This window comes from Streptomyces sp. NPDC002463 (assembly GCF_042889835.1).
Lineage (GTDB): Bacteria > Actinomycetota > Actinomycetes > Streptomycetales > Streptomycetaceae > Streptomyces > Streptomyces nymphaeiformis.
The window spans coordinates 141,809-166,337 of sequence record NZ_JBIARL010000005.1; the positions used below are offsets into that span (position 1 = coordinate 141,809).

Here is a 24,529-nt window from a genome sequence, read left to right on the forward strand (position 1 = left end):
CGGACGGCGGCACCGCGCCACAGGCGCGACCGTGCCGCCGGACCGGAACCAGGCGCGGCGCCCGGGAGCGTGACGGGAGAAACCCCGCATGCTCGAGTCCAACGAAGACACCAACGCCCCCGGTGACAAGCTGCCGCCGCGCCGCAGGCGCCGCGCCGCTTCCCGCCCGGCCGGTCCGCCGGTGACGGGCGCGACCGCCGAACCCACCGAGAGCGCAGCTGCGGCCGAGGCTCCGGCCGTCGAGGCCCCCGCCGTGGAGGCCGCCCCGGTCGAGGCCGAGGCCGCTCCCGCGCCGCGCACCCGCCGCCGGGCCACCCGCAAGGCCACCGCGGCTGAGGCCGTGGCCGAGCCGGTCGTGGAGGCCGTCGCCGCCGAGGCCGTCGAGGAGGCCCCCGAGGCCGCCCCCGCCCGCCCGCGCCGTCGTGCCACCCGTAAGGCCACCTCGCCGGTGACCTCCCCGGCCGCCGCCGAGCCGGTCGCCGAGGCCGTGGAAGCGGTCGAGGTCGTGGAGGAGGCCGCGCCGCCGGCCCGTACCCGCCGCCGTGCCACCCGCAAGGCCACCGCTCCCGCCGGAGCGCCCGCCGCCGCCGAGGAGACCGTGGTCGTGGCCCCGGCCGCCGAGCCGGTCGCCGTCGAGGCCCCGGTCGCCGAGGTCGTGGAGGAGGCCGCGCCGCCGGCCCGTACCCGCCGCCGTGCCACCCGCAAGGCCACCTCGCCCGAGCAGGCCGTCGAGACGGCCGCCACCGGCGAGTCGCTGCCCCAGGCCGCCGTCGAGCAGATCGCCGCCGACGAGGCCGAGGTCGCCGCCGCCGAGACCGCCGCCACCCGTGGCCGCGGCCGCCGCCGCGCCACCTCGCCGCAGTTCACCTCCGAGCCGGCCCCGGTCCGCGAGACGCGCCGCGCCGCGCGCCCCGCCGTCGCCGTCTTCCAGGCCCCGGTCTTCACCGAGCCGATGTTCCAGACCCCGGAGACCGCCGCCATGGCCGCCGCCGCCGTGGTCGAGGAGCCGGAGGAGGAAGAGACCGTCGAGACGGTCGAGGCCGTCGAGGCCGTCGAGGCCGTCGAGACCGCCGAGACCGAGACCGTCGAGCGCGCCGAGTCCGGTTCCCGCCGTCGCCGTCGCCGCCGTGGCGAGCCCGTCGCCGTCGAGCCCGTCCCGGCCACCGTCGCCGACGAGCCCGAGGTCGAGGCCGTCGCCGACGAGGTCGAGGAGGCCGAGGAGGCCGAGGAGACGGACGAGTACGAGGACCGTCCGTCCCGCCGTCGCCGCCGTGGCGGCCGTCGCCGCCGTCGCGGCGAGCTCACCGAGGTCGAGGAGGCCGAGGAGGGCGAGGAGCCGCACGCCGAGGACGAGACCGAGGAGACCGAGGAGGGCGAGGAGGAGCCGGAGGAGGCCGAGGCCTACACCGGCGGCTCCAGCAGCTCCCGTCGCCGTCGCCGTCGTCGCCGTCGCAGCGGGGACGCCTCCGCCGACGTCGAGGCGGGCGACGAGGACGGCGTCCGTACGGTCGTCAAGGTCCGCGAGCCGCGCCCGGCCCGCGAGAAGGCCGAGCCGTCCGACGAGGTCCAGTCCATCAAGGGCTCGACCCGCCTGGAGGCCAAGAAGCAGCGCCGCCGCGAAGGCCGCGAGCAGGGCCGCCGCCGCGTCCCGATCATCACCGAGGCCGAGTTCCTCGCCCGCCGCGAGGCCGTCGAGCGCGTCATGGTCGTCCGCCAGAACGGCGAGCGCACCCAGATCGGCGTCCTCGAGGACAACGTGCTCGTCGAGCACTACGTCAACAAGGAGCAGGCCACCTCGTACGTCGGCAACGTCTACCTGGGCAAGGTCCAGAACGTGCTGCCGTCCATGGAGGCCGCCTTCGTCGACATCGGCAAGGGCCGCAACGCCGTCCTGTACGCCGGTGAGGTCAACTTCGAGGCGCTCGGCATGGCCAACGGGCCGCGCCGCATCGAGTCCGCCCTCAAGTCCGGCCAGTCGGTCCTCGTGCAGGTCACGAAGGACCCGATCGGCCACAAGGGCGCGCGTCTGACCAGCCAGGTCTCCCTTCCGGGCCGCTACCTCGTGTACGTCCCCGAGGGCTCGATGACCGGCATCAGCCGCAAGCTCCCGGACACCGAGCGCGCCCGCCTGAAGACCATCCTCAAGAAGATCGTCCCCGAGGACGCGGGCGTCATCGTGCGCACCGCCGCCGAGGGCGCGAGCGAGGACGAGCTGCGCCGCGATGTCGAGCGCCTGCAGGCGCAGTGGGCCGACATCCAGAAGAAGGCCGCCCAGATCTCGACGTCCGCGCCGAGCCTGCTCTACGGCGAGCCGGACATGACCGTCCGCGTCGTCCGCGACATCTTCAACGAGGACTTCTCGAAGGTCATCGTCAGCGGCGACGACGCGTGGGAGACCATCCACGGGTACGTCTCGCACGTCGCGCCCGACCTGGCCGACCGCCTGTCCAAGTGGACCAGCGAGGTCGACGTCTTCGCGACGTACCGGATCGACGAGCAGCTGATGAAGGCGCTCGACCGCAAGGTCTGGCTGCCGTCCGGCGGCTCGCTGGTGATCGACAAGACCGAGGCGATGGTCGTCGTCGACGTCAACACCGGCAAGTTCACCGGTCAGGGCGGCAACCTCGAAGAGACCGTGACGAGGAACAACCTCGAAGCGGCCGAGGAGATCGTCCGCCAGCTGCGCCTGCGCGACCTGGGCGGCATCGTCGTCATCGACTTCATCGACATGGTCCTGGAGTCCAACCGCGACCTGGTGCTGCGCCGCCTCCTGGAGTGCCTGGGCCGGGACCGGACCAAGCACCAGGTGGCCGAGGTCACCTCGCTGGGCCTGGTCCAGATGACCCGCAAGCGGGTCGGCCAGGGCCTCCTGGAGTCCTTCTCCGAGACCTGCGTCCACTGCAACGGCCGCGGTGTCATCGTCCACATGGAGCAGCCGGCCACCGCCGGCGGCGGTGGCGGCGGCAAGCGCTCGAAGAAGCGCGGCCGCGGCGGCGAGCACGTCCACGAGCACGAGCACGCCGAGGCCGTGGAGCCGGAGACGGAGACCGCCGAGGTCGAGACCGAGGCCGAGGTCGCCGCCGAGCTGGCCGCCCCGGTGGCCGTGCCGGTGCCGATCGCCCCGGACGAGGAGCTGTACGGCTCCGCCGCCGAGGCGGAGGCCGCCGCCACGCGCGGTCGCGGCCGCCGTCGCGCCACCCGTCGGGTGTCCGCGCCGGTCGCGTCGACGCCCGTCGTCCCGGCGGTCGTGGAGACCGAGGCCGTCGACTTCGAGCCGGCGCCCGTCGTGAAGCCCGCTGCCGAGCCGGTCGTCGAGGCGCAGCCCGTCGTGGAGCCCGAGCCGGTGGTCGAGGAGACCGCCGCCCCGGCGCCGCGCGGCCGTCGCCGTGCCACCCGTCGGGTGACGTCCCCGGTCGTCTCGACCACGGACGCGGTCGCCGAGGTAGTCGCCGAGCCGGTCGCCGTCGAGACCGCCCCGGAGCCGGAGCCCGTCGTGGCGCCGGAGCCGGTGGCCGAGGCCGTCGTCGAGCCGGTCGTCGAGGAGGCCCCCGTGGCCGCCCCGCCGCGTGCCCGTCGCCGGGTGGTCCGCAAGGCCACCGCTCCCGCCGGTTCGCCCTCGGGCGCCGAGGAGGCGGCCGTCGTCGTGGTGACCACGGCTCCGGCCGAGAGCACCGAGGCGCCGGCCGAGGCCGCCGAGGCCGAGCCCGCCCCCGTCAAGAAGACGGCGGCGCGCAAGACCGCGGCGAAGAAGACCACGGCCAAGAAGGCCGCCACCAAGAAGACGGCGGCGACCAAGAAGACGGCGGCGAAGAAGACCACCGCCAAGAAGGCCACGGCCAAGAAGGCCGCGGAGAAGACCGCCGCCCCGGCCCAGGACTGACCGGCCGGTGCGGGCCGCCACCCCTCGTTCGGGGGTGGCGGCCGGCACCACACGGGCGAATTTGACCCTCTGCGGCAGCCGCCCGTAACCTAGACCGTCGGCGTGTCTATCGATGCGCCGCGCCTCTGAGCACCTTCCTCCCGCTCGTCGGGAGAGGCCGCTCGTCCGATTCCGGATCGCCACAGGCCCCCGGGCCCGTGTGAGTGGCTGGCTTCAGAGGTTTCGATCCCGAGTGAGAGAGAGATCCGCGTGTACGCCATCGTGCGCAGCGGTGGTCGCCAGCACAAGGTTGCTGTCGGCGACATCGTTGAGGTTGACAAGATTTCCACTGCCAAGGTTGGCGACACGGTCGAGCTCTCGACCCTGCTCGTTGTCGACGGCGACGCCGTGACCAGCGACCCGTGGGTCCTGGCCGGCATCAAGGTCACGGCCGAGGTCGTGGACCACCACAAGGGCGCCAAGATCGACATCCTGCGCTACAAGAACAAGACCGGCTACCGCCGTCGCCAGGGTCACCGTCAGCAGTACACGGCGATCAAGGTCACCGGTATCCCCGCGGCTGCGAAGTAAGAGGGACTGAGACATGGCACACAAGAAGGGCGCATCGTCCACCCGGAACGGGCGCGACTCGAATGCCCAGCGGCTCGGCGTGAAGCGCTTCGGCGGTCAGGTCGTCAACGCGGGTGAGATCCTGGTCCGCCAGCGCGGCACGCACTTCCACCCGGGCGCGGGCGTCGGCCGTGGCGGCGACGACACGCTGTTCGCCCTGCAGGCCGGTTCGGTGCAGTTCGGCACCCACCGTGGCCGCAAGGTCGTGAACATCGTTCCGGTCGCCTGATCGGAACACTTTGCGGAGGCGGACCTCACTTCCCGGACCGGGAAGCGGGTCCGCCTTTCGCGTGTTACTAGATAGACATTCCGCACGTAAGTAATTCTCTGGAGGCACAACCATGACCACCTTCGTGGACCGCGTCGAGCTGCACGTCGCCGCGGGTAACGGAGGCCACGGCTGCGCCTCCGTCCACCGGGAGAAGTTCAAGCCGCTCGGCGGCCCCGACGGCGGCAACGGCGGGCGCGGCGGCGACGTGATCCTGGTCGTCGACCAGTCGGTCACCACTCTCCTCGAGTACCACCACTCCCCGCACCGCAAGGCGACCAACGGTCAGCCCGGCGCCGGCGACAACCGCTCCGGCAAGGACGGCCAGGACCTGGTCCTGACCGTGCCCGACGGCACCGTCGTCCTCGACAAGCGGGGCAACGTGCTCGCCGACCTGGTCGGCCAGGGCACCACCTTCATCGCCGGCCAGGGCGGCCGCGGCGGCCTCGGCAACGCCGCGCTGGCCTCGGCCCGCCGCAAGGCCCCCGGCTTCGCGCTCCTCGGCGAGCCCGGCGAGGCGCGGGACATCGTCCTGGAGCTCAAGACCGTCGCCGACGTGGCGCTCGTCGGCTACCCGAGCGCCGGCAAGTCCTCGCTGATCTCCGTGCTCTCGGCCGCCAAGCCGAAGATCGCGGACTACCCGTTCACCACGCTCGTCCCGAACCTCGGCGTGGTCACGGCCGGTTCGACCGTCTACACGATCGCCGACGTGCCGGGCCTGATCCCGGGCGCCAGCCAGGGCCGCGGCCTGGGCCTCGAGTTCCTCCGCCACGTGGAGCGCTGCTCAGTCCTCGTCCACGTCCTCGACACGGCGACGCTGGAGTCCGAGCGCGACCCGGTCACCGACCTCGATGTCATCGAGGAGGAGCTCAAGCAGTACGGCGGCCTGGAGGACCGGCCCCGGATCGTCGTCCTCAACAAGATCGACATCCCGGACGGCCAGGACCTCGCGGACATGATCCGCCCGGACCTGGAGGAGCGCGGCTACCAGGTGTTCGAGGTCTCCGCCGTGGCCCGTACGGGTCTCAAGGAGCTCTCCTTCGCCCTCGCCGGCATCGTCGCCGAGGCGCGCGCGGCCAAGCCGGTGGAGGAGGCGACCCGCATCGTCATCCGTCCGAAGGCCGTCGACGACGCGGGCTTCACGGTCACGTACGACGAGCACGAAGAGGTCTACCGGGTGCGCGGCGAGAAGCCGGAGCGCTGGGTCCGCCAGACCGACTTCAACAACGACGAGGCCGTGGGCTACCTGGCCGACCGCCTCAACCGCCTCGGTGTCGAGGACCAGCTGATGAAGGCCGGTGCCCGCGCGGGCGACGGCGTCGCGATCGGCTCCGAGGACAACGCGGTCGTCTTCGACTGGGAGCCCACCATGATGGCCGGCGCCGAGATGCTCGGCCGCCGTGGTGAGGACCACCGTCTGGAGGCCCCGCGTCCGGCGGCCCAGCGCCGCCGCGACCGCGAGGCGGAGCGCGACGACGCGCAGCGCGAGTACGACGAGTTCGACCCGTTCTAGGACCTGCCCGGTCCGACCCGCCACGGCACCGGCCGGGCACCCCAGAGGTGCCCGGCCGGTGCCGTTCGGGTTCGGGTTCCGGGCCTGGGGGAGCAGGCCGGCCTGGACGTTCCGGTTCCGGTTCGGGTCGCCCTGGGGCCGTTCGGGGGACACGTAGGATTCACGGGTGAGTGAGAGTCCCCGGCCGCAGGCCGCCGCGCGTGTCAGTGTCGTCGTCATCGCGTACAACGACGCGGCCCACGTCGGCGACGCCGTCCGTTCCGCGCTCGCGCAGGGCGACGCGGTCGGCGAGGTCCTCGTCGTCGACGACGCCTCCGGGGACGACACGCCCGGGGTCCTCGCGGGGTTCGCCGACGAGCCGCGCGTACGCCCGCTGATCCGGCGGGAGAACAGCGGCGGCTGCGGCACCCCCCGCAACGACGGCGTCGACGCCGCCGTCCACCCGTACGTCCTCTTCCTCGACAGCGACGACCTGCTGCTGCCCGGTGCCGTCGACGGGCTGCTCGCCGTCGCCGACGAGCAGGACGCCGACGTCGTCGCGGGGATCTGCGTGCGGCGCGAGCTCCCCGAGGGCCGCGAGACCGTCTGGGCGCCCTCGCTGTACGACGCGTCCCAGGGCGCCACGCTCCCCGGCACCGTCCTCGACGGCATCGAGAAGCACCCGGAGTTCGTCCTCGACACCCTCTCCGTCAACAAGCTCTACCGGCGGGACTTCCTCTACCGGCACGCCATCCGCTTCCCCGACGGCGCCTTCCACTACGAGGACTTCGTCTTCAGTGCCCGGGTGCAGGCCGCCGCCCCCCGGCTCGCCGTCACCGACGTGCCCGTGTACGTGTGGCACGTGCGGCGGCAGGCGGCGACCCTGTCGATCTCGCTGCGCCGCGCCTCCCTGGCCAACTGGGAGCACCGGATCGCCGCGCACGCCGCCGTCGTCGACGTGTTCCGCACGGCGGGCCGGCCCGCGCTGGCCCGCGCCGCGCAGACGAAGTTCCTCGACTACGACCTCCCCATGTACCTGCGGGAGCTGCCGCAGCGGACCGCCGCCTACCGGGCCGACTGGTGGACGGCGACCCGCGCGCACCTGGCCGGCTTCGAGCCCGCCGCGGTCGCCGACGCGCAGGCCCCGGGCCGCTGGCTGCACGCCGGACTCGCGGCCCTCCCCGCCGTGCCCGAGGGGCGGGAGCTGACCCGGTTCGTCGAGCTGGCCGCACCCCTGCCCCGGCTTGTGCCGCCGTACCCGCGCGGCGAGGACGGCGCGCCGGTCCTGGCGGCCGCGCCCGCCGACGTACCCCTGGAGGGTCTCGCGGAGCTCGCGCCCGCGGAGCTGCCCCTGGCCGTGGACGGGGCCGTGACCGTCGGCGCGTCGACCCGGCTGACCCTGACCGTCCATGAGCTGTACGGGCGTGTCGCCGCGCTGCGCCCCACCGCCGTCCGCGTGTCGTTCACGGAGCGGGTCTCGGCGGACGAGCTGTCGGCCGACGCGCCGCTGCTCCCCGTGGACGAGGGCTGGACGGCGACCGTGTCGCTGCCGACCGCGAAGCTGCTCCGGGCGGGCCGGCTCGCCACCTGGTCGGTCCGCGCCGAGCTGCGGTACGCGGACGGCTCGACCGGAGAGGCCGAGGTCAGGGCCCCGCAGGGCTTCGTCGGCCGGCGCGGGATGGTCCTCGGGCGACTGGGCCGGGTGCTGCTCGTCCAGGTCGTGGCCTCGGCGCGTCGCGGGCTCGTCCTCCGCTTCGCGGGCGGCGCCGTCGGCGCACGTCAGGTGATGTCCGGCCGGTTCAAGAGGCTGTTCGCCGCCCGGTGATCGAGCGGTGGCCGATGCCGCGACCCGGGCCGTGATCGAACGCTGATCACGGGGTGAACGATGCGGTGAACATCACCGAAGGTCCGGGAGAGCAGGTATGAAACAATTCCTCCTGCCGGGTAGTCTTTCCGGTCGCCGGGTGGCGCTCGTCGAACATGAGGGGGCGGCACCCTTCACCACCGAAGGCAGTAGCGCGCCATTGACCATGGCGCAGGCAGTGCTGCGCCTGGCCGGAACGCGTGCCATGTGTCGCCGCCCGCACTTGTGAGAGGACTTGGATGCCGACTAGCGACGTCCCTGATGTGAGCGTCGTCATCATCGTGTACAACGATGAGGAACGGCTCCCGCGAGCGGTCCGGTCCGTGCTCGACCAGACCCTCAACAACCTCGAAGTGATCATCGCCGACGACTGTTCGACCGATGGCACCGAGCGTGTCGCGCGTTCTCTGGAGGCCTCCGACCCGCGGGTGCGCTACGTGCGCCTGGAGCAGAACAGTGGTGGCTGCAGCGCGCCCCGCAACCGCGGCATCGCGGTCGCCCGCGCCCCGCACATCATGTTCCTGGACAGCGACGACGAGCTGCCCCGCCATGCCTGCAAGAGCCTGCTCCTCGTCGCCGAGGAGACCGGGGTCGACTTCGTCACCGGTGAGGTGACCCGCCTCTTCGAGGAGTCGAACACCACCGGCCTCTGGTACCCGCACCTCTTCACCGAGAAGCGCGTCGTCGACGGCATCGCCGAGGCCCCGGAGTACTTCTTCGACCACCTCTCGACGAACAAGCTCTACCGGACCGCCTTCATCCGGGACAACGCCCTCACCTTCCCCGAGGGCATCCACTACGAGGACCAGCTGTTCTCCGCGCAGGCCTTCTCGCTCGCGGAGTCCTTCGCCGTCGTCCCGTGGTCGGTCTACACCTGGCGCCTCGCGCCGGAGAGCGTCTCCATCTCCTCCAGCCGGCACAAGATCCAGAACGTCGCGGACCGCATCGGCGTGGCCCGGCTCATCGACGCCTGGTTCGAGGAGAACGGCCGCGGCGGGCTGCGCGCGGAGAAGGACTACAAGTTCCTCCGCCACGACTTCCGCCTGTACCTGGGCGACCTGCCGTTCCGCGACCTCGACTGGATCGCCGAGTTCGCCGACGTGGTGAACCCGTACCTGGACGAGATCTCCGACGAGACCTACGCCCGGCTCTCCCGCGAGGAGCGCATCTGCATCCACCTGCTGCGCACCGGCCGCCTGGAGGACCTCCAGGTCGCCTGTCGCCAGCTGGGCCGGCCGCAGCTCGCCCCGCGCTTCATGACGGAGGAGGGCGAGGCCACCTACTGGGGTGCCGTCGCCCCCGCCGACGACGCGAGCCGCGACGCGCTGGACATCAGCGAGTGGTACATGCGCGAGCAGGTGCTCGCCACCGGCCGCGTCCGCCACGAGCTGACCTCCGTGTCGATGCGGGGCCCGGTCCTGCACCTGGAGATCCACACGTACGACCCGGCCGGCCTGATCACCGAGGACACCAAGGCCTCGGTCAAGCTCGCCGCGCACAAGACGCCGCTCACGGTGCCGCTGACGCTGCGCCCGCAGGGCGAGGGACAGTACGTCTCCAAGGCCGAGGTCGACTTCCGCAAGGTGCCCGTCGGCAAGGTCGGCGTGGCGACCCGCCGCCACCCGGTGGTCGCCCTGGAGCGCGACGGCGCCCAGCGCACGGACATCCTGCTGGCCAAGCACGACCAGCCGGACTTCCGCGCCACCGTCACGTACCACCGGTTCGGCATCCACCACCTCCGCATCAAGGCGGAGCAGAAGGGGGCCGGACGCCTCGAGGTGACCTGGCAGCGGTCCGGCGTCCTGAAGTCGCTCGAGCCGCTCGGCCCCGTCGCCCGCAAGGCCAAGGGCAAGGTCGGCAAGGTCAGGAAGATCCTCGTCGGCAACGAGGGCAAGGCCAGCGCCTACGACGCCGTGTCCAAGCTCCCGCGCCGCAAGCGCCAGCTCGCCGTGTTCGAGGCCCTCGAGGGCCGCGGCTACGCGGACAGCCCGCGCTACATCTACGAGGAGCTCAAGCGCCGCAACCTCCCGATCGACGTGGTCTGGTCGTACTCCGGCGACCGCTCGTCCTTCCCGGAGGACGTCACCCTCGTCAAGCGCGGCAGCTTCGCGTACGGACGCGCGCTGGCCCGTGCCAGCTTCTGGGTCGACTCGCACAACCTGCCGTACCTGTACCCGAAGCCGAAGGGCACCCGGTACCTGCAGACCTGGCACGGCCAGACCTTCAAGGCGATGGGCTTCGACGTGCCCTCGCTGCGGGGCGCCTCGGAGATCGAGAAGGGTCGCTTCCGCGCCGCCGTCGGCCGCTGGGACGCCCTCGTCTGCCCGAGCGCCGAGTTCGAGCGGACCTTCGTCCCGGCCTTCGAGGTCTCGGCCGACCTGATCCGCTCCGGCTACCCGCGCAACGACGTGCTGGTGCGCTGGGCCGAGCCCGAGCAGCAGGCCAGAGCCGCCGCCGTCCGCGAGGCCCTGAACATCCCGGCCGACAAGAAGGTCCTGCTGTACGCCCCGACGTTCCGTGACGCGGCCCGCCGCACCGGGCAGTCGGTGCGCGTGGACCTGGAGGCGCTGGCCCCGCACCTCTCCGACCAGTGGATCGTCGTCGTCCGGACCCACCCGTACGACCGGTTCAAGATCGCTCCGGAGCTGGGCCACTTCCTGCGCGACGGCTCCTCCTACGCCGACATCAACGACGTGATGCTGGCCTCGGACGCGGTCCTCACGGACTACTCGTCGCTGATGTTCGACTACGCCAACACCGGCCGCCCGATCATCCTCTACACGGACGACTACGAGGCGTACAAGGGCGGCGACCGCGGCACGTACTACGACCTCGAAGAGATCGCGCCCGGCCCGATGGTGACGACCACCGAGGACCTCGCCGCCGCCGTGCGGGACCTGGAGGGCACCCAGGAGCGCCACGCCCAGCGGTACGCGCGCTTCCAGGAAATGTTCTGCTCGTACGAGACCGGCCACGCCAGCAAGATGGTGGTCGATGCTTTTTTCGAAGGCGGCACCCATGACTGAGGCCTCCCCTGTCCGCAACGTGTTCTTCGTCGGTATCGACGTCGACTCGATGGGTGGATCCCAGCGGGTGCTGCACACCCTCGCCCAGGGCATGGGGGAGCGCGGTCACCGCGTCGAGCTGATCGGCATCCGGCCGAGCCCGGAGCCGTTCCCGTACAACGCCACCCGCTCGTACGGACACACGACGCTCTACCCGGCCCCCTCCGAGCCCAAGCCGCCGGTCCGCACGGTCGGCGACCGGATCAGCCTGGCGCGGCGCGCCGACGCCCGCCGCGCCCGGGCCGACCGCGACAGCGCGCGGGCCGAGTTCGAGCGGAAGCTGGCCGAGGTCAAGGACGGCTACATCGTCTTCGGCTCGCCGTGGGCGGTCGACTGGGTCATGCCGCTGAAGTGGCGTCACCTCAAGGGCATCGGGCAGTACCACGAGTCCTTCGCGCAGGCGAAGCGGAGCGCCAACCTGGGCCTGATCCGCCGTCACTACCCGGAGCTCGAGCAGACCCTGGTGCTCTCCGAGGGCGACGCGGTCGAGTTCGTCAACCAGCGCGTGCCGAACGTGCGCGTCATGCCGAACCCGCTGCCGTTCTTCCCGGACGAGCTGGCCCCGCTCGACACCCGCAAGATCGGTGCCGTCGGCCGGCTCGACCCGATCAAGCGGTACGACCGCATGATCGAGGCCTTCGCGCAGGCCCACCAGGGCCGCGAGGGCTGGGAGCTGCACCTCTTCGGCGAGGGCCCGCTGGAGGCCGAGCTGCGGATGCGCGCCGAGGACCTCGGCGTCGCCGACCAGGTCGTCTTCCGCGGCACGGCGCAGGACATGGCCGCCGCCTACCGCGAGCTGTCCGTCGTCGCGATCAGCAGTGAGCGCGAGGGCCGGCCGATGGCGCTGGCCGAGGCCGCCGCCTGCGGCGTGCCGTGCGTGAGCTTCGACGTCTCCGGTGGTGTCCGGGAGCTCGTCGCGGACGGCGTCTCCGGCACCCTGGTGCCGCCGGCCGACGTGCCGGGGCTCGCCGCCGCGCTCGGCGAGCTGATGGACGACGACGCGATGCGCCACCGGTACGGCAAGGCCGGCCGCGAGCACGTCGCGCACCTGGCGCTGCCGCACGTCCTCGACCAGTGGGAGGCGGCGTTCGAGGAGATCGAGCGCTAGGGCCCGCCGGCTTCGAAGCCCCGCCCGACCCCGTGTCAGGGCGGGGCTTCGGCGTGTCCGGGGCCACTTCCGGAGCCTCCGGAGGGCCCTGGGCCTGTGGCTACACTGTCGGAATGACCTGGCTCATCACCGGCGGCGCCGGTTACATCGGTTCCCACGTCGTCAAAGCAATGACCGAGGGCGGCGAGCGCGTCGTCGTGCTGGACGACCTCAGCACCGGCAACCCGGCGCGCGTCCCCGAGGGCATCGTCCTGGAGCAGGGCACGGTCCTGGACCGCGCGTTCCTCGACCGGGTGCTGCGCGAGCACCAGATCACGGGCATCGTCCACCTGGCCGGCAAGAAGCAGGTCGGCGAGTCGGTCGAGAAGCCGCTGTTCTACTACCACGAGAACGTGACGGGTCTGCAGACGATCCTCGACGCGGCGGCCTCGGCCGGCGTGAAGAGCTTCCTCTTCTCCTCCTCCGCCTCCGTCTACGGCATGCCCGACGTTGACCTCGTCACCGAGGACACCGAGTGCCTGCCGCTCAGCCCGTACGGCGAGACGAAGCTCGTCGGCGAGTGGATGGCCCGCGCCGTCGGCCAGGCCCACGGCCTGTCCACGGCCTGCCTGCGGTACTTCAACGTGGCGGGCGCGGCGGCCCCCGAGCTCGCCGACACCGGCGTGTTCAACCTGGTGCCGATGGTCTTCGAGCGCCTCGACGCCGGCGAGTCCCCGCGCATCTTCGGCGACGACTACCCGACGCCGGACGGCACCTGCATCCGCGACTACATCCACGTCGCCGACATCGCGAGCGCCCACCTCGCCGCGGCCCGCTCGCTCGCCGCGGCGGCCGAGCGCGGCGAGACGGCCACGCTGACCCTGAACATCGGGCGCGGCGAGGGCGTGTCGGTGCGCGAGATGGTGAACCTCATCAACGAGGTCACCGGTCACAGCGTCGAGCCCCTCGTGACCCCGCGCCGTCCGGGCGACCCGGCCCGCGTGGTGGCCTCGGCCGAGCGCATCGCGGCGGAGCTGAACTGGAAGGCGGAGCACGACGTCCGCTCCATGATCAGCTCGGCCTGGGAGGGCTGGGGCGTCAACCGCGCGGCCCGCGCGGCCGTCTGACACGCACGTTCCGCGTTCTGCGGAGGCGGGGTGCCCCCTCAGGGGGTACCCCGCTTCGGCGTGCCCGGGTTTCGCGGGCCGGCTCCGGGCCGGCGGGTTTCCTCAGGGCCGGTGGATGCGGCCCACGCGGTAGTACGTGGCCGTGCACTGCGCCGCCCAGTCCCGCTCGTACGAGGACGCGAAGAGGGGTTCGGTGAGGCCGCCGATGAGGAGCGGCTTGTACGCGACGTCACGGGCGCCCGCCGCCACCTCGCCCCGGATGCGGGCGTTCTGACGGTCCCACGTCACGGAGCGCACCACCGTGCTCGTGGTCAGCGCGTGCACCGGCTGCACCAGGGCGGCCGCGCTGCCCACGGCGACCGTGCCGACCGCCACCAGGACCGCGACGCGTCCGGCGGGACGCGCGCCCCCCGAGAGCCGCCGCCCCACGGCGTACCCGCCCCACACCCCGTACGCGCAGAGGGCGAGCAGCAGCGGGAGCAGGAAGCTGGTCCAGGTGCGGGCGTAGGTCCAGCCGACGTCCCCGTACCCGCTGCGCAGCCCGAAGACGACGGCCAGTCCGGCGAGGCCGATCAGCGGCAGCGGCAGCAGCACCGCCACGAGGAAGAGCCCGCGTCGGGGGAGCCCGGGGGGTCTCTCCTCCCGGGGCCCGGCGGCGAGCGCCAGGCCGAGCAGCGCACCGACGGCGGCGGCCCCCAGGTACGCCCACTGGCCGCCGATCGTCTGCCAGAGGCGCCACCAGTCGTGGAAGGTCTCCCCGACGCTCGCGGCCGACAGCGGCTCCGCCGGGTGCTGGGCCCGCCGCCAGCGCGCTCCGGGGGAGGTGTAGAGCAGGGCGAGGCCGGTGACGAGCCCGAGGCAGGCCGCCGCGCACCAGGTCGACACGTACCGGTCCCTGGTCCAGCCGAACCGGGGCAGACAGAGGACCCCCACGGTCGCCGAGAACACTCCGGCCACCAGGGAGAACGGTTCGCTCAGCATGCCGAGCGCCACCCCGATCAGGAGCACCGCCCCCACCGCCGCGGCCCTGGCCCACCGCACTCCGCCGCGCGCCGCGCGGACCGCGCCGAGCACGGTCCAGACGCCGATCACGGCCGGCAGGGTGTGGGAGATCGTCGCCGGAGCCCAGAGCAGCACCTGGTACGAGCGGGTGCCGGCGAAGAACAGCAGCGCGGAGACGAGCGCCGCGGCGGCCACGAGCAGCACGGCGGGCGGCGCGGCCCGGTGCAGCGAGCGCAGCACGGTGCGTCCGAGGAGGAACAGGCCCACGCCCAGCGCGAGGATCAGGAAGGCGGGCAGCAGCTTCGGGCCCCGCATGCCGTCGGAGTAGAGGACACCGGTGAGGAAGGCGTTGGTGACACGTCCGTTCTGCGTGCGGTAGAAGTCCGAGGCGATCCCCAGGACCCCCATGTCCCGGGTCTTCCACAGCGCACACCAGTCGTCCGACGTGGGGCGTACGTAGAGGCCGAGGAAGGCGCCGACCGAGAGCAGCGCCCCCGAGGCGGTGGCGACGACGAGCGCGATCCAGGGCGGCACCCGCCGCAGACCGTCCCGGCGGCCGTCCGCGCCGTCCGCCTCCTCGGTACCACCGGTGTCCTGTCCGGCGTTTCCGTCGTTCCCGTTCTGCCCGCCCTTCGGCATCCGTGTGTCACCGTGCTCCGAGATGGTCGTCCTGCTCACCGGTCATCGCTCCAGCTGGCCAAGGTCCGTGGCATGTCACCCCTATGGGTGAGAAATGGGTAAAAATGCCACGTATACCAATATCTTCCCCACATGCTTTGCCCCATGGACGACATGCCGACCAAGGGCGGTCACTCGGGCGACGCCGAGCGGTCACCGCCCCGCCGTACCGTGGCCGCGCTGCTCGAAGGAGAGTCCGGTGGCGGTCCTTCCAGTCCTTCAGGACGTCCTCTCGCCCATCCCTCTGGAGTGACCGTTCCATGACCAGGCTTTCCGTCGTCGTCCCCTGCTACAACGAGGAGGACGTCGTCGAGCGATTCGACACGCGGATGCGACAGGTGCTCGATGCACTCCCGGTCGGGTACGAGATCTGCTACGTCGACGACGGAAGCTCCGACGGAACGCTCGGCAAACTGCGCGAGATCGCCGCCCGGCACCCGCAGCACACCCAGTACGCCTCCTTCAGCCGCAACTTCGGCAAGGAGGCCGCCATGCTCGCCGGCCTGCGCAAATCCACCGGAGACGCCGTCGTCATCATGGACGCCGACCTCCAGCACCCGCCCGAGCTGCTCGCGCGCATGCTCGACCTCTACCACCAGGGCCACGACCAGGTGATGGCGCGGCGCACCCGTGAGGGCGACAAGAAGGTCCGTACGGCGCTCAGTCGTGTGTACTACCGGGCCGTCAACCGCTGGGTCGACGTCGAACTCACCGACGGCGTCGGCGACTTCCGCCTGCTCTCCCGGCCCGCCGTCGACGCCCTGCTGTCGCTGCCCGAGTACAACCGCTTCTCCAAGGGCCTCTTCTCCTGGATCGGCTTCGACGCCGTCACCTTCGACTACCAGAACGCCGCGCGCGAGGGCGGCGAGACGAAGTGGAAGTTCAGCTCCCTGCTCAACTACGGCATGGACGGGCTGATCTCCTTCAACAACCGTCCGCTGCGCATCGCCCTCTGGCTCGGCATGATGCTCACCGGCCTCGCCGCCCTGTACGCCGTCTGGGTGACCGTCGCCGCGATCACCCAGGGCGTCACCGCACCCGGCTACGTCACCCTGGTCGCGATCATCGTGGGGCTCGGGGGCGTGCAGATGGTGATGCTCGGACTGATCGGCGAGTACATCGGCCGCATCTACTACGAGACCAAGCGCCGCCCGCACTTCCTCGTGAAGGAGACCCACCGCTCCTTCGACCGCGCGGCCGCCGAGCGCGCGGCCGCCGCACGGATCCGCGTCGTGACCGCCGAGCGGGAGCGCTGATGGGACACGGCCGGGAGGCTGACGACTCCGGAGCGCGGAGGGCTTCCGGGGCGCAGAGCGCTTCTGGGGCCCAGAGTGTTTCCGGGGACCCTAGTGCTTCCGGTGTCCAGGGCGTTTCCGGTGGCCCGAGTGCTTCCGGCGACCCGAGCGATTCCGGCGCCCCGAGTGCTTCCGGCGCCCCGAGTGCTTCCGGCGCGCGGCGGGCGCGGCTGGCCGAGATCTTCCGCTTCGCGCTGGTCGGCGGCGTCAACACCGCGACGTTCTTCGGCTGTTACCTGCTCCTGCACCCCTGGATGCCGTACTTCGCCGCATACTCCCTCGCCTTCCTCCTCAGCATGATCGGCTCCTTCTTCCTCAACACCTACTTCACCTACCGCACCCGGCCGACCTGGAAGAAGTTCGCCCTCTTCCCGCTCACCAACGTCACCAACTACCTGGTGCAGAGCATCGGTCTGTACGCCCTCGTCACCTGGGCCGGAATGGACGACAGGATCGCGCCACTCGTCGCGGCCGTCGTCGCGATCCCGTTCACCTACCTGATCTCCCAGCGGATCCTGGTGCCCCGCGGCACCGGCGGCACCGCCACGCCCGGTCCAGGGAGCGAAACGGACGAGCGGCAGCCCTCCCGGCTCGCGTAGATTGCCTGGCAGCCGCGGCGGGGAGCGCGCGGCGCGTGGGACAGCCGAGTGAGGACGACGCAGGTGGCGACGCAGGTGACGGGACACGTGACGGGACAGACGGACGTGGCGAGGCAGTACGTGACGGAGGCCCGCAGGATCGTCGTCAAGGTCGGCTCCTCCTCGCTCACCACCGCCTCCGGAGGCCTCGACGCCGACCGCGTCGACGCCCTCGTCGACGTACTCGCCAAGGTCCGCAGCGGTGGCGAGCGGGAGATCGTCCTCGTCTCCTCCGGCGCCATCGCCGCAGGCCTCGCACCGCTCGGCCTCACCCGCCGACCCAAGGACCTCGCCCGCCAGCAGGCCGCCGCCAGCGTCGGCCAGGGCCTCCTGGTCGCCCGCTACACCGCCTCCTTCGCCCGCTACGGCGTCCGCGTCGGCCAGGTCCTGCTCACCACCGACGACACCAGCCGGCGCGCCCACTACCGCAACGCGTACCGGACCCTGGACCAGCTCCTCGCCATGGGCGCGCTGCCCGTCGTCAACGAGAACGACACCGTCGCCACGGACGAGATCCGCTTCGGCGACAACGACCGGCTCGCCGCCCTCGTCGCCCACCTCGTCCGCGCCGACATGCTCGTGCTGCTCTCCGACGTCGACGGGCTCTACGACGGAGACCCGTCCAAGCCCGGCACCTCGCGGATCGCGCAGGTCGCAGGACCCGCGGACATCGCCCACGTCGAGATCGGCTCCGCCGGCAAGGCGGGCGTCGGCACCGGCGGCATGGTCACCAAGGTCGAGGCCGCCCGGATCGCCGCCGCCGCCGGCATCCCCGTCGTCCTCACCTCCGCGAGCCGCGCCGCCGACGCCCTCGCCGGCCGGGACACCGGCACGTACTTCCACCGCACCGGCCGCCGCTCCGCCGACCGGCTGCTCTGGCTCGCCCACGCCTCCACCCCGCAAGGCCACCTGAGCCTCGACGACGGAGCCGTACGGGCCGTCGTCGAAGGCAAGAAGTCCCTGCTCGCGGCCGGTGTCGCGGCCGTCGAGGGCGACTTCGTGGCCGGCGACCCCGTCGAGCTCCGCGACGCCTCGGGCCGGGCCGTCGCCCGCGGCCTCGTCAACTTCGACGCCAAGGAACTGCCCCGGATGCTCGGCCGCTCCACGCACGAACTCGCCAAGGACCTCGGACCCGAGTACGAGCGCGAGGTCGTCCACCGCGACGACCTGGTCGTCATCCGCTGACGGGCCCGACGCCGAAACGGCTGAAAGTCTGGCCATCCGGAAGGGACGTTTACCAAAACCGCCCCAAGTGCCGCCTCGGGCTGGTCAACTTTGTCTCGGGGGTAAGACAAGGCGGGGTACAGCACCACACGCATCACACAGGAGGCCGCCGGTGAGACGAGCGCGCCCAGGGGCACCGCCCCGCGGGACTGCCGAACGCGCCCTGACCAGTGTCGAGGCCGGAGCCGACTTCGACGAGGCACGGGACAGGTCGGACAGGTCGGACCTGCCCACGGGCAGGAAGACCGAGACCACCACCGAGACACGTGAGGAACGGCCGGTGTCCAAGCTCTGGCACATCACTCTGAGTGTGTCGGGCGTGGAGTCACCGCTGAAGGAGGTGCGACGCGGGCTCGAACAGCTGGCCCACGACCACCCCTTCCTGCTGACCAGCCGCTACGCCAACGACCACGCCGAGATCCGGTACTGGGAGGAGGCCCGCGACCTGCACGACGCCGCGGCCGTCGCCCTGCGCCTGTGGGGCGAGCATCGGCAGACCGCCAAGCTGCCGCCCTGGGAGATCGTGGGGCTCGAGGTCATCGACCGCGAGACCTACCACCAGCGCGTCGCGGAGGGCTACGGCCCGCCCCCGGCCGCCCCGGTCGGCGTCCACCCCTACTGACGGGCACGCGTCTCCGGCCAGGGGCGCGCTCCCGCGGCGGTGGTACGTCTCGGAGTGCGGGATACGTGAGGGATGTCCGCAGGGGTGCCAGTACCCTGCGGACATGACCTCGCTCACGCCCCTCGACAACCTCTCCCCGGTCACCCGGGCCGCCTACCGGGCCCGTGGCGCCGCCGCCGAAATCGCGCCACTCCCGCGCGCGGCCAAGGACGACGCGCTCCTCGCGATCGCGGACGCCCTCGAAGTCCGCACCGCGGAGATCGTCGAAGCCAACGCCGTGGACATCGCGAAGGCCCGTGAAGCCGGGACCAGCGAGGCCATCATCGACCGGCTCACCCTCACCCCCGAGCGCGTCCGGGCCATCGCGGCCGACGTCCGCGACGTCGCCGCGCTGCCCGACCCCGTCGGCGAGGTCGTCCGCGGCTCGACCCTCCCCAACGGCATCGACCTGCGCCAGATCCGCGTCCCGCTCGGCGTCGTCGGCATCATCTACGAGGCCCGCCCCAACGTCACCGTCGACGCCGCCGCCCTCTGCCTCAAGTCCGGCAACGCCGTCCTGCTCCGCGGCTCCTCCTCCGCGTACGCCTCCAACACCGCCCTGGTGACCGTCCTGCGCGACGCCGTCGGCGGCGCCGGACTGCCCGCCGACGCGATCCAGCTCGTCCCCGGCGAGTCCCGCGACTCGGTCCGCGAGCTGATGCGCGCCCGCGGCCTCGTCGACGTCCTCATCCCGCGCGGCGGCGCCTCCCTCATCCGCACCGTCGTCGAGGAGTCCACCGTCCCGGTCATCGAGACCGGCACCGGAAACTGCCACGTCTACGTCGACGCCCAGACCGACCTCGACATGGCCGTCGACATCCTGATCAACTCCAAGGCCTCCCGGGTCAGCGTCTGCAACGCCGCCGAGACCCTCCTCGTCCACCAGGACGTCGCCGAGGCCTTCGTGCCCAAGGCGCTCGCCGCGCTCGCCGAGGCCGGCGTCACCGTCCACGCCGACGAGCGGGTCCTCGCCCTCTCCGAGGGCTCCAAGGCCACCGTCGTCCCGGCCGTGCCCGAGGACTGGGAGACCGAGTACCTCTCGTACGACATCGCCGCCGCCGTCGTCGCCTCCCTCGACAAGGCCGTCGAGCACATCCGGATGTGGTCCTCCGGCCACACCGAGGCGATCGTCACCACCTCGCAGGCCGCGGCCCGCCGTTTCACCCAGCTGGTCGACTCCACCACGGTCGCCGTGAACGCCTCCACCCGGTTCACGGACGGCGGCCAGTTCGGCTTCGGCGCCGAGATCGGCATCTCCACCCAGAAGCTGCACGCCCGGGGCCCCATGGGCCTTCCCGAGCTGACCTCGACCAAGTACATCGTCACCGGTGACGGTCACGTGCGGTAACACCTCCTTTCGGTACGGGGGTGGACGGGCGGGGAGACTTCGCACTCTCCCTGCCCAAAAGCACCTTGCGGGTCTACTCTGAATCCGTGCCGGACGACGTGGGGGGCAAGCCGTTCCAGGACGGCGGGGACCCCGAGGACGCAGTCGACCGCGGAGGCGCCGACGAGGTCTGGGCCGACGTGGTCTTCGACGAGGACTTCGTCAGGGCCGCCGCCTTCCACGAGCCCACCGCGGTCGAGCGGCTCCTCGAAGCCGCGCAGGCCCGTGCCGAGGCCGAGGCGGCCCGCGCCCGCGCCGGCGGCGGATCCGTCGAGGACGACCCCTACGAGGACGGCCCGGACGCCGTGGGGCTGACCTACGAGCCCGACGACATCGGCGACGACGCCAGCCCCTACGGCCGCCACGGCGGGGCCCTGCGCCCCTACCGGGGCCGCGCCCGCTGGCTCCGGCCAGTCGCCTGGGTCCTCGCCCTCGTCATGGGCGTCGGCATGGTCGCCCTCGCCTTCAGCGCCGTCTACCGGGGCGCGGCCGCCAACCACGAGGACCAGGTCCCGCCGCCGGCCACCACGGGCGTCGACACACCGAACCCGAACCCCGCCCCGCCGGCCGCCCAGGCCCCCGCGCCCGCCCCCGTGGCCCGGTCGGCGTCACCCCGTTAGGCGCCCGGCGCCCCTCCGTCACACTCCGACGGCGGAATTCTTCCGAACTTGTCTCCGGGCGTTTACCGAAGCCCGTGCGGACCTACCCTGAAGGTATGGCAGGGCGTGGCGACCCGCCTGAGGGGACACCCGAGGGGTTCCCCGGCGGTGGTGAGGACGAGTACCGATCCGTCGTCTTCGACGAGGCGTTCATCCGCGCTGCCCATCTTCAGGAGTTCTCGGCCCGTGAGCGGATGGGCGAGCACGCCCAGGCCGTCCGCAGCCGCTCCTCCTGGGAGACCCGGAGCGGCTCCCGCCAGGCGGTCCTGCTGGTGCTGCTGATCCTCCTCGCCTTCGGCACCGCCATCTACCTGGGCGTCCGCAACCCGTACCAGCCCCCCGTCGACCAGCGGGCCGAGCCCCTGCGGACCACGGTCGTCCCGCTCGCCCCCCAGGGCGCCGTCCCGGGCGGCACGCCCGACCGCCTCTTCGCCCACAGCCCGGCCGCCGAGTTCCGCACCGGGGCCGCCGGCATCAACCTGCCCGTCGCCGGGCGCACCTCCCACTTCGCCGAGAGCCAGGTCGTCACCGGCCTGAGCATCGCCAAGGAGTACCTGGTGGCCTCCGGCCTGGAGCCGGACGTCCTGTCCGGGGCGACCGTCCGGCCCGCGCGCCTGCTGCTCGACCCGGACCAGCTGGAACAGTTCGACCGGAGCGTCGAGTCCCCCGCCGACGACGGCCGACACGCCCTCGCGGCCTGGCTCGTCCGCTTCGACCCCCGTCAGGTGGCCCTCGCGGAGCCCGCCGCCCGTGTGCAGGGCACCCTCCACTTCGAGGAGACCGGCCCCGACACGCTGGACGTCACCGCGGACCACACGTACACCTACGCCCTCCGCCCGGTCGCCAAGGGCGCGGGCCCGGTCGCCGCGGCCTCCCTCTTCACGGTCCACCGCGTGGTGCACTTCCGCTTCGACCGAGAAGACCTCCGCATGCACCGGGCCGAGCTGCTGACCAGCACGGTGGAGGCCGGCCCGCAGGCGTGCGGCGCCGACACCACCGGCTCCCTGAAGCCGCTCCTGGCGGGAGCGCGGGCCTCCGACGTGAGCGACGGCCCGGCGGTCACCGACCCGTACGCCACCGCCCGACCCGCCGCCCCCGCCCTGTGCGGAGCCCTGGCCCCGAGCGCTTTGCCCTCACTCTGAGCGTCCCGGGTCCTCTGAGCGTCCCGGGTCCCGCCCGCGGATCAGCCCCAGCCCGGGACCGCCCCCGGCTCAGCCCTCGCTCTTGGCCTCCCCGGACCCGCCGCCCGTGTCCCGGCCCCCGTTCTCGCCCCCGGCTTCCTTGCCGCCGGAGGCCTGGCCGCCGCCGAAGCGGTTGCGCAGCCGGCCGCCCAGGTCGCCCGCCAGGTCACCGGCGCCGCCGGCTATGTCCCCGACCAGCTTCAGCAGGGGATCCTTGCTGGTCCGCACCGTGTCGGCGTAGTGCCCGGCCGACTCGCGGAAGGAGTCCGTGACCGAGGTGTCCTTGTCCTCGGAGCGCTTCGGGTAGTGCCCGTCCATGATCCGCTGGAAGTCGCGGCTCTCCGACCACTTCTTCAGCTCCGCCGCCCGGACGGTGGTGAAGGGGTGCGAGCGCGGCAGCACGTTGAGGATCTTCAGGACCGAGTCCCGCAGGTCCCCGGCCTTCTCGTACTCGTCGGCCTGGGCGAGGAACGCGTCCACGTTCATCTCGTGCAGATGGTTGCCGCCGGCGATCTTCATCAGGCCGCGCATGGAGGCCAGCACGTCCTGGCCGACGAGGAGGCCGGCGCGGTCGGCGGAGAGCTCGGACTTGCGGAACCACTCGCGCAGCCCCGTCACGATGGCCGTGATCGCGACCGTCCCCAGCGGGATCCAGGCGATCTTGAGCGCGAGGTTGGTGAGGAACAACAGGATCGTGCGGTACACGGAGTGCCCGGAGAGCGCGTGCCCGACCTCGTGGCCGACGACCGCCCGCATCTCCTCCTCGTCGAGGAGCTCCACCAGACCGGTGGTGACCACGATGATCGGCTCGTCGAGGCCGATGCACATCGCGTTGGGCTTGGGGTCCTGGACGACGTACATCGGCGGGACCTTCTCCAGGTCCAGGATGTAACAGGCGTCCCTCAGCATGTCGTTGAGGTGGATGAACTGCGCGTCGCTCACCCGGACGGAGTCCGAGAGGTAGAGGAGTCGCAGGCTGCGCTCAGGCAGCAGGCCGCTGAGCGCCTTGAAGGCCGTGTCGAAGCCGCTGAGCTTCCGCAGCGCCACCAGGGCGGAGCGGTCGGCCGGATGCTCGTAGGCCCGCGAGGAGATGCCGGGGAACCGCTTGCGCTGCCTGCTCGGCACGTTCCCCTGGTCGTTCCCGGTCATGGATGCCCCCTGTTCGTACGAGTCGGTGCTCGTCCCCCTGACTGACCCCAGCGTAGGCGCTGGCGCTACCGTGTGCCGGGGGCCCTGTGGATAACTTGGGCACCGAGGACGACCGAAGGGCACGACCGACATGCCGGACACCGTCGACACCGCAGCCACGCTGCTCGCGGCCGCCGCACAGCAGGGGCCGGGAGACACGCTCCGCATCCTGCTGCTCGTCTCGATCGTGGGCGGAGCCCTGCTCGCCTGGTTCCTGCTGCGGGGCTATCGCAGCGACGGCACGGACGACGCCGACGGCGGCGGCACGGACCGCGACGCCAACGCCTGAGTCGGCGTGAGCGCTCGGCGACCGCCCGCATACGATGTGCGCGAAGTCTCCGCTCCCATCCCCGATCGATAGGTCTGCCGACGATGAGTCTCCACAGCACCGCCGCCCACCTGGTCACCCTCGCCGAGGGTGCCGAGCACGGCGGCAACCACGACAGCCTCAGCCCCTACCTCACCGGCTTCGGTGCCTTCGGCACCCTGCTTCTGCTGCTGTGGATCACCACCCGCTTCAACCGCGACCGCTGAACCGGAGACCGCTGATCCGGCGTCCGCCGCCGTGCCAGTAGGCTCTGCACGCATGGGAGAGCAGGAAATGCCTACTGGCGGGCGCGCGAAGCGCCGACTCGGCGTGATGGGCGGAACCTTCGACCCGATCCATCACGGACACCTGGTGGCGGCCAGCGAGGTCGCCGCCCTGTTCCACCTCGACGAGGTGGTGTTCGTGCCGACCGGAGAGCCGTGGCAGAAGACCCACAAGGTCGTCTCGGCGGCCGAGGACCGTTATCTGATGACGGTCATCGCCACGGCGTCCAACCCGCAGTTCTCCGTGAGCCGGATCGACATCGACCGCGGCGGCGCGACGTACACCATCGACACCCTGCGGGACCTGCGGTCTCTCAACAGCGACTCGGACCTGTTCTTCATCACCGGGGCCGACGCGCTGTCGCAGATCCTCACCTGGCGCGACGCCGAGGAGCTCTTCTCGCTCGCCCACTTCATCGGCGTCACCCGGCCGGGCCACGACCTCACCGACGACGGACTGCCCAAGGGCGGGGTCTCGCTCGTCGAGATCCCCGCGCTCGCCATCTCCTCCACCGACTGCAGGGCGAGGGTCGCGCAGGGCGATCCCGTCTGGTACCTGGTCCCGGACGGCGTGGTGCGCTACATCGACAAGCGCCAGCTGTACCGCGGCGAGTGACCTTCGGGGAGGGGCAC

The 24,529-nt window shown here is 72.2% G+C and carries 20 protein-coding genes; 18 read left to right on the forward strand and 2 right to left on the reverse strand.

The genetic code is table 11. The annotated features are described in order from the left end of the window. The first annotated feature begins 88 nt into the window (after positions 1-88). The 8 genes from ACFYX3_RS12805 to galE all read left to right on the forward strand — a co-directional run bounded on the left by ACFYX3_RS12805 (position 89) and on the right by galE (position 13,392). Positions 89-3,880, forward strand: coding sequence for an Rne/Rng family ribonuclease (locus ACFYX3_RS12805; RefSeq protein WP_389011862.1), 3,792 nt, complete (start codon positions 89-91; stop codon positions 3,878-3,880). Positions 3,881-4,129: 249 nt separating this feature from the next. Next, positions 4,130-4,450, forward strand: coding sequence for a 50S ribosomal protein L21 (rplU, locus tag ACFYX3_RS12810; RefSeq protein WP_015033583.1), 321 nt, complete (start codon positions 4,130-4,132; stop codon positions 4,448-4,450). A 13-nt stretch (positions 4,451-4,463) separates the two neighbouring features. Then, a complete protein-coding gene (gene rpmA, locus ACFYX3_RS12815; RefSeq protein ID WP_010041940.1) occupies positions 4,464-4,718 on the forward strand; it encodes a 50S ribosomal protein L27 in 255 nt (84 codons plus the stop codon). 112 nt (positions 4,719-4,830) lie between these two features. Then, positions 4,831-6,270, forward strand: coding sequence for a GTPase ObgE (gene obgE, locus ACFYX3_RS12820; RefSeq protein WP_389011867.1), 1,440 nt, complete (start codon positions 4,831-4,833; stop codon positions 6,268-6,270). Between the two features lie 166 nt (positions 6,271-6,436). Continuing rightward, complete coding sequence (locus tag ACFYX3_RS12825) at positions 6,437-8,074, forward strand: glycosyltransferase (protein ID WP_389011870.1); 1,638 nt, start codon at positions 6,437-6,439, stop codon at positions 8,072-8,074. Positions 8,075-8,376: 302 nt separating this feature from the next. Next, positions 8,377-11,139 carry a CDP-glycerol glycerophosphotransferase family protein gene (locus ACFYX3_RS12830; protein WP_389011873.1) on the forward strand — a complete coding sequence of 921 codons (2,763 nt, stop codon included), beginning with the start codon at positions 8,377-8,379 and terminating at the stop codon, positions 11,137-11,139. Then, the gene (locus ACFYX3_RS12835) at positions 11,132-12,286 is read left to right on the forward strand and encodes a glycosyltransferase (protein ID WP_382661349.1); all 1,155 of its coding nucleotides are present in this window, start codon (positions 11,132-11,134) and stop codon (positions 12,284-12,286) included. Before ACFYX3_RS12830 ends, ACFYX3_RS12835 begins: the two co-directional genes overlap by 8 nt. A 113-nt stretch (positions 12,287-12,399) precedes the next feature. Continuing rightward, on the forward strand, positions 12,400-13,392 hold the full coding sequence (gene galE / locus ACFYX3_RS12840; protein ID WP_376590530.1) for a UDP-glucose 4-epimerase GalE: 993 nt from the start codon (positions 12,400-12,402) through the stop codon (positions 13,390-13,392). 102 nt (positions 13,393-13,494) lie between these two features. Here the strand turns inward: galE and ACFYX3_RS12845 are convergent, their stop codons facing one another. Next, positions 13,495-15,072: a hypothetical protein gene (locus tag ACFYX3_RS12845; RefSeq protein WP_389011878.1), complete on the reverse strand. Its 1,578-nt coding sequence runs from the start codon at positions 15,070-15,072 to the stop codon at positions 13,495-13,497. 260 nt (positions 15,073-15,332) lie between these two features. On the opposite strand from ACFYX3_RS12845, the gene ACFYX3_RS12850 reads away from it, so the two are divergent. From ACFYX3_RS12850 to ACFYX3_RS12880, 7 genes are all read left to right on the forward strand, one after another. Next, positions 15,333-16,328 (forward strand): glycosyltransferase family 2 protein, encoded by a 996-nt coding sequence (locus tag ACFYX3_RS12850; protein ID WP_359510050.1) that lies wholly within the window; start codon positions 15,333-15,335, stop codon positions 16,326-16,328. A gap of 209 nt (positions 16,329-16,537) precedes the next feature. Next, the gene (locus ACFYX3_RS12855) at positions 16,538-16,966 is read left to right on the forward strand and encodes a GtrA family protein (RefSeq protein WP_389012379.1); all 429 of its coding nucleotides are present in this window, start codon (positions 16,538-16,540) and stop codon (positions 16,964-16,966) included. A gap of 87 nt (positions 16,967-17,053) precedes the next feature. Continuing rightward, entirely contained in the window at positions 17,054-18,190 is a 1,137-nt protein-coding gene (gene proB, locus ACFYX3_RS12860; protein WP_389011882.1) for a glutamate 5-kinase, read from the forward strand. Between the two features lie 151 nt (positions 18,191-18,341). Beyond that, positions 18,342-18,851 (forward strand): hypothetical protein, encoded by a 510-nt coding sequence (locus tag ACFYX3_RS12865; RefSeq protein ID WP_389011885.1) that lies wholly within the window; start codon positions 18,342-18,344, stop codon positions 18,849-18,851. A 103-nt stretch (positions 18,852-18,954) separates the two neighbouring features. Beyond that, the gene (locus tag ACFYX3_RS12870) at positions 18,955-20,238 is read left to right on the forward strand and encodes a glutamate-5-semialdehyde dehydrogenase (protein ID WP_389011888.1); all 1,284 of its coding nucleotides are present in this window, start codon (positions 18,955-18,957) and stop codon (positions 20,236-20,238) included. A gap of 86 nt (positions 20,239-20,324) precedes the next feature. Beyond that, a complete protein-coding gene (locus tag ACFYX3_RS12875; RefSeq protein WP_389011891.1) occupies positions 20,325-20,897 on the forward strand; it encodes a hypothetical protein in 573 nt (190 codons plus the stop codon). 95 nt (positions 20,898-20,992) lie between these two features. After that, positions 20,993-22,078 (forward strand): hypothetical protein, encoded by a 1,086-nt coding sequence (locus ACFYX3_RS12880; protein ID WP_389011893.1) that lies wholly within the window; start codon positions 20,993-20,995, stop codon positions 22,076-22,078. Positions 22,079-22,147: 69 nt separating this feature from the next. Here ACFYX3_RS12880 and ACFYX3_RS12885 read toward each other — a convergent pair whose 3' ends face one another. Then, positions 22,148-23,266 carry a M48 family metallopeptidase gene (locus tag ACFYX3_RS12885; protein WP_389011896.1) on the reverse strand — a complete coding sequence of 373 codons (1,119 nt, stop codon included), beginning with the start codon at positions 23,264-23,266 and terminating at the stop codon, positions 22,148-22,150. A gap of 130 nt (positions 23,267-23,396) precedes the next feature. Between ACFYX3_RS12885 and ACFYX3_RS12890 the strand changes: the two genes are divergently transcribed. From ACFYX3_RS12890 to nadD, 3 genes are all read left to right on the forward strand, one after another. Next, entirely contained in the window at positions 23,397-23,594 is a 198-nt protein-coding gene (locus ACFYX3_RS12890; protein WP_389011899.1) for a hypothetical protein, read from the forward strand. A gap of 83 nt (positions 23,595-23,677) precedes the next feature. Next, positions 23,678-23,839 (forward strand): hypothetical protein, encoded by a 162-nt coding sequence (locus ACFYX3_RS12895; RefSeq protein WP_376590514.1) that lies wholly within the window; start codon positions 23,678-23,680, stop codon positions 23,837-23,839. A gap of 52 nt (positions 23,840-23,891) precedes the next feature. Beyond that, positions 23,892-24,512: a nicotinate-nucleotide adenylyltransferase gene (nadD, locus tag ACFYX3_RS12900; RefSeq protein ID WP_376590512.1), complete on the forward strand. Its 621-nt coding sequence runs from the start codon at positions 23,892-23,894 to the stop codon at positions 24,510-24,512. Positions 24,513-24,529 lie beyond the last annotated feature (17 nt).

Bases quoted from the DNA above. Each gene is read 5' to 3' on its own strand.
- ACFYX3_RS12895 (WP_376590514.1), top strand. From the start codon at position 23,678: ATGAGTCTCCACAGCACCGCCGCCCACCTGGTCACCCTCGCCGAGGGT.
- ACFYX3_RS12880 (WP_389011893.1), top strand. From the start codon at position 20,993: ATGGCAGGGCGTGGCGACCCGCCTGAGGGGACACCCGAGGGGTTCCCC.
- ACFYX3_RS12890 (WP_389011899.1), top strand. From the start codon at position 23,397: ATGCCGGACACCGTCGACACCGCAGCCACGCTGCTCGCGGCCGCCGCA.
- ACFYX3_RS12885 (WP_389011896.1), bottom strand. From the start codon at position 23,266: ATGACCGGGAACGACCAGGGGAACGTGCCGAGCAGGCAGCGCAAGCGG.
- obgE (WP_389011867.1), top strand. From the start codon at position 4,831: ATGACCACCTTCGTGGACCGCGTCGAGCTGCACGTCGCCGCGGGTAAC.
- ACFYX3_RS12870 (WP_389011888.1), top strand. From the start codon at position 18,955: ATGACCTCGCTCACGCCCCTCGACAACCTCTCCCCGGTCACCCGGGCC.
- galE (WP_376590530.1), top strand. From the start codon at position 12,400: ATGACCTGGCTCATCACCGGCGGCGCCGGTTACATCGGTTCCCACGTC.
- ACFYX3_RS12835 (WP_382661349.1), top strand. From the start codon at position 11,132: ATGACTGAGGCCTCCCCTGTCCGCAACGTGTTCTTCGTCGGTATCGAC.
- rpmA (WP_010041940.1), top strand. From the start codon at position 4,464: ATGGCACACAAGAAGGGCGCATCGTCCACCCGGAACGGGCGCGACTCG.
- ACFYX3_RS12850 (WP_359510050.1), top strand. From the start codon at position 15,333: ATGACCAGGCTTTCCGTCGTCGTCCCCTGCTACAACGAGGAGGACGTC.
- ACFYX3_RS12805 (WP_389011862.1), top strand. From the start codon at position 89: ATGCTCGAGTCCAACGAAGACACCAACGCCCCCGGTGACAAGCTGCCG.
- nadD (WP_376590512.1), top strand. From the start codon at position 23,892: ATGGGAGAGCAGGAAATGCCTACTGGCGGGCGCGCGAAGCGCCGACTC.